Origin of the sequence: Streptococcus agalactiae ATCC 13813, from assembly GCF_000186445.1 — a bacterium.
In the GTDB taxonomy this organism is placed as follows: Bacteria; Bacillota; Bacilli; order Lactobacillales; family Streptococcaceae; genus Streptococcus; species Streptococcus agalactiae.
Map to the genome: position 1 here is coordinate 116529 of NZ_GL636070.1, position 3855 is coordinate 120383.

Genomic DNA, 3855 nt, shown 5'->3' on the forward strand with positions numbered 1-3855 from the left:
CAAGTAAAATTATAGTTAAATATTAAATATAAACCAAACTGTGTATAGAATAACAAAAATAATATTACAAAGTTTAATTACTTTAACTAGCATTGAATTCTCATTAAACGACTTAGCTTCTAGAACACCTCTGGTTGCAATTATTACTTTATAACCATCTGAATTCATTAAAGGGATAGAATTATAAAGAATGTCTATTGCCATATATTTTGCTAAATAAATTAAAATTGTACATTTTAAACATACTCCCAGAGTAAACATGATATTATTCAAAATTAAACTAAAAAATATTCCACCTAAATGAACAACTATCTTCTCCTTTTTACTTAACATATATGTATCATTCATTCTTACATAAAACGAAGGAAAAATATAATTTAATTTAAAACCAATTTTATCTACACGTCTACCAAAATACTTAAAAAAAGTTATATGACCTAATTCATGAAAATAAATAAAGAAGGGAAAGTAAATCAGAAGATATTTAATAAAGTCATCTCTCGTTATACCTACTACCTCTTCATGGGAATAAAACAGTATTAACACATTTACTATTTCCAAAGCTAGATTTTTAAAATTCTAGTCTTTTACTATTATTCTTTCCCAACTTCTTTATATCCATATTTCTTTAAAGCTTCATCACAGGCTTTTGAACCTTTTTTATAAAAATCACTTTCTACACCAGTAAAATTTGTTGTCAACTTTCCATTCTGGTAACTATATTTTGCAGAACCAAATTTACTTTCAATAATTTCTAACTCTGAATCAATTTTTATTGAATAACCACCTTCTGATTCAACATAACCTTTATCACCTTTAATTGTAGCCATATGCTGGTTTCTAGCATCATTAATCCAATAATATTCACCATCTAGAGAATTGTTAGAACATGCTACTAAGAATATTGTTGATAAAGTAAAAACTAACAATCCTAAAAATTTCTTTTTCATTATTAAAACTCCTTATTTTCTAATTCATCAACTAAAATTGAAGGATTATTTTTAATCTCGAAAGGTATACTTTGAGTTTTTACGGACTGAATCAAAAACATTTTAATTGCTGTACTCATATCTAATCCTAGTGACTTAAACAATAATGAAGATTCATCTTTTAATCGATCATCAACTCTAACTACAATTTGTGACATACTTCCACCACTTTCTATTGTATATACATTGTAATACTTTTAGTGATATTAATCAATTCAAATATGATTATTTAATATTTTAGGGCTCAACTTGCTATTATAAACGACTTTTTTAATAAGTCTGTTTAAATGGACTTAACTATAAAAAATTTAAGTAAATTTTATAAATACACAATAAAAACGGAAATTTATTCAACATCTTTATTCTATATTTTTACTTATTTGCCCACCGATTGCTCACCAAAATTGCAATTGACAACATCAGTTAACAATAGTTATCGCTTCAAAACAGCCTTAAACGCCTAATAACATCACTTATCGCACTTTAACAAACCTTAGTGTTATCTTATTGGGATTGATCTTAGACACTATGAGTCTGGTAACTTCCTTGCCAAAGAGTACATTACCAAACGAGGAAACCCCTATGCTAGAAAGATTCTTTTCAAGAGTATTCACAATATTGCTTCAGCTAGTCACACTAATCCTTGTCACATCGCAGACTTCTATAAGAAACGAAAAAGACAATCGCAAGTGACGTCTACAAAGCCACATACGATTGCCTCCATACATCGCCTTATTAGAACAATGAATTACCTTACAACGCATAATAAACTTTACGATTATGTTTCGACCCAAAATCAGTAAAGTGGTTATGCCACACTATTCAAACACCTTATTTTTTAAAACGCTAGATAAGGTGTTCCTTTTGTGTGCACTTTTATCGCTGCTTATCTCATAAGAAGAGGACAATAACCTACATTTAGCTACTGTCCTCAAAATAGTTTTGCTTTAAATCTTTGATAAACTTGACAAATGGTATAAAAAGAGAGTATCAATTTGATACTCTCTAGAACTTAGCTTTTCATCTCCCCACTACAGTTGACAAAGAGTCAAATAAAATGAGAGATAATAACGTAACATTATCTCTCATTTTTATTCAAGCTACCTAGAAGGACGATAACTTGAATATATATCTTATCTAAAGTAATCAGAACCATTCTTCTTACCTTTAGCAATTCCTAATAAGCCTACTGAACTTATAATCGCTAAAGCTGCAAAATTAACGAATGGAGTTACCTTCTCACCTGTTGCTGGTAATTTATTTCCTTTACCATTGACTTGCTGATTTTTACCTGCTGGATCATTCTTATCGGCATCTGTACGTGGATCGACAACCTTAACAGTCACATCTACAGTATCTTTTGAACCATCTGGGTAAGTCACAACAACTTTGGCTGGTTTGCCTCCCGGTGTTGCTGTATCAACTGGAGTTTCAAAGGCTACTGTTGTACCTTTCGGAAGATCTGGTAAGTTTCCAATAGAATCTTCTGCCTTCGGTGTCTCACCTACATTGACTTGCTGATCTTTACCTGCTGGATCATTCTTATCGGCATCTGGGACTCGAGGTGTTAGTATTTTTTCTAAATTAGTAACTTCAGTTATTTTATTGTCAATGTCTGATTGTGTCTTAGGATTATTATCAATATCTGTTTTGATATCATCTAAACTAATTAAAACTTTATCACGACTTTTCTCGTCCCATTGAGGATCTTCCGCTTTCTTTTTTACTTCATCAATTTTATCTCTCAAAGCTGAAGAATTGTAAATAGTCAATGAGACGTTTACAATATCCACTTGACCATCAGTTTTCACATAAGGACTTCCATCTGCCTTCAATACTGTATAATTGATAGTAGCTGCACCAACAGCTGTCAATTCAGAAGGTTGTGTGAAATAATTGCCGCCTTGCCTAATGACATACTGAAGTTTTAAATCAGGTGAATTTAACGTAACTAATTGTAATGGATCTATTTTCCCATTTTTAACATCATATAAATCTATATATGCTCTGCCATTCTGAATATTTTTAGTCATAATTGTGTTTAACGAAACAGCACTTCCAGGAATCAGCTCAGCCGCGAATACAGTATCTGTAAAAATATTAAATTGATCTTGAGTAAAACCTCCTAAAAAACTAATACCAATTAGTACAGAAGCTACACCAAACTTAAACTTCTTAAGTGAAAAACGTTGTTTTGTCTGTGAAGTATCATAACTTTTATTTTTAAATCTTCTAAACATGATATTCTCCCTTACTTTATTCCGTATAATTCTATACATATTAAATTATAGGGGTAAATAACAAATATTAGAATGTCTATCGTTCGTTATATAATCTAATCCGTTTTTTTTTTGAAATAATTTATCTTTTTCGGCTTTTATAATCATATTAGGTTAAAATTAACGACTATCTAATTATTTTTTGACTTTAAAGGAAAGTTTATTAAAATAGATAATATATTAAATTAAAGGTGGTGACACATATGATTAATTTTTTATTGTTGAAATCATTACACAGTCTCCTAGGTCTAACTATTACTGTTTGTGATCAAAACTTTTCTGTTATCAGAGAGTATAAATCCGAGAAAACTATTTCACTTTTTTACAATCATTACTTTATTTTAAGTAACTTTAGTAAAACTCAACATGATTTTTTATTTCATTATGGCTCTTTAGGAGAACTTTTTCTTGCCTACCATATTCAACAATATTATATTATCATCGGTCCCTGGCGTAGCAATGCTATTGACCCTTTACTTCTTAAGAAAAAGCTGACTGAAACACAAATCAATGCTAGTGAACAAGACTTCTTTATTGATAGACTAGCCCAATTACCTCTCTTCTCACTTAGTCAAATTCGAGAATTA

General features: G+C 30.0%; 3 protein-coding genes and 3 pseudogenes. 2 read left to right on the forward strand and 4 right to left on the reverse strand.

The annotated features are described in order from the left end of the window. Window positions 1-15: 15 nt before the first annotated feature. From HMPREF9171_RS112280 to HMPREF9171_RS112270, 3 genes and pseudogenes are all read right to left on the reverse strand, one after another. Window positions 16-567 (reverse strand): annotated as a pseudogene (locus HMPREF9171_RS112280) (site-2 protease family protein); the annotation flags it as partial. Window positions 568-593: 26 nt separating this feature from the next. Next, the gene (locus tag HMPREF9171_RS112275; protein ID WP_000726285.1) at window positions 594-950 is read right to left on the reverse strand and encodes a hypothetical protein; all 357 of its coding nucleotides are present in this window, start codon (window positions 948-950) and stop codon (window positions 594-596) included. 2 nt (window positions 951-952) lie between these two features. Then, a complete protein-coding gene (locus HMPREF9171_RS112270) occupies window positions 953-1147 on the reverse strand; it encodes a type II toxin-antitoxin system RelB/DinJ family antitoxin (RefSeq protein WP_000078466.1) in 195 nt (64 codons plus the stop codon). A gap of 348 nt (window positions 1148-1495) precedes the next feature. Between HMPREF9171_RS112270 and HMPREF9171_RS1000000113180 the strand changes: the two are divergent. Further along, window positions 1496-1792, forward strand: a pseudogene (locus HMPREF9171_RS1000000113180) (transposase); the annotation flags it as partial. A gap of 330 nt (window positions 1793-2122) precedes the next feature. Here HMPREF9171_RS1000000113180 and HMPREF9171_RS112265 read toward each other — a convergent pair. After that, entirely contained in the window at window positions 2123-3268 is a 1146-nt protein-coding gene (locus HMPREF9171_RS112265; protein ID WP_001871889.1) for an alpha-like surface protein, read from the reverse strand. A gap of 203 nt (window positions 3269-3471) precedes the next feature. On the opposite strand from HMPREF9171_RS112265, the pseudogene HMPREF9171_RS112260 reads away from it, so the two are divergent. Continuing rightward, window positions 3472-3855, forward strand: a pseudogene (locus HMPREF9171_RS112260) (YSIRK-targeted surface antigen transcriptional regulator); the annotation flags it as partial.

Bases quoted from the DNA above. Each gene is read 5' to 3' on its own strand.
- HMPREF9171_RS112265 (WP_001871889.1), bottom strand. From the start codon at position 3,268: ATGTATAGAATTATACGGAATAAAGTAAGGGAGAATATCATGTTTAGA.
- HMPREF9171_RS112270 (WP_000078466.1), bottom strand. From the start codon at position 1,147: ATGTCACAAATTGTAGTTAGAGTTGATGATCGATTAAAAGATGAATCT.
- HMPREF9171_RS112275 (WP_000726285.1), bottom strand. From the start codon at position 950: ATGAAAAAGAAATTTTTAGGATTGTTAGTTTTTACTTTATCAACAATA.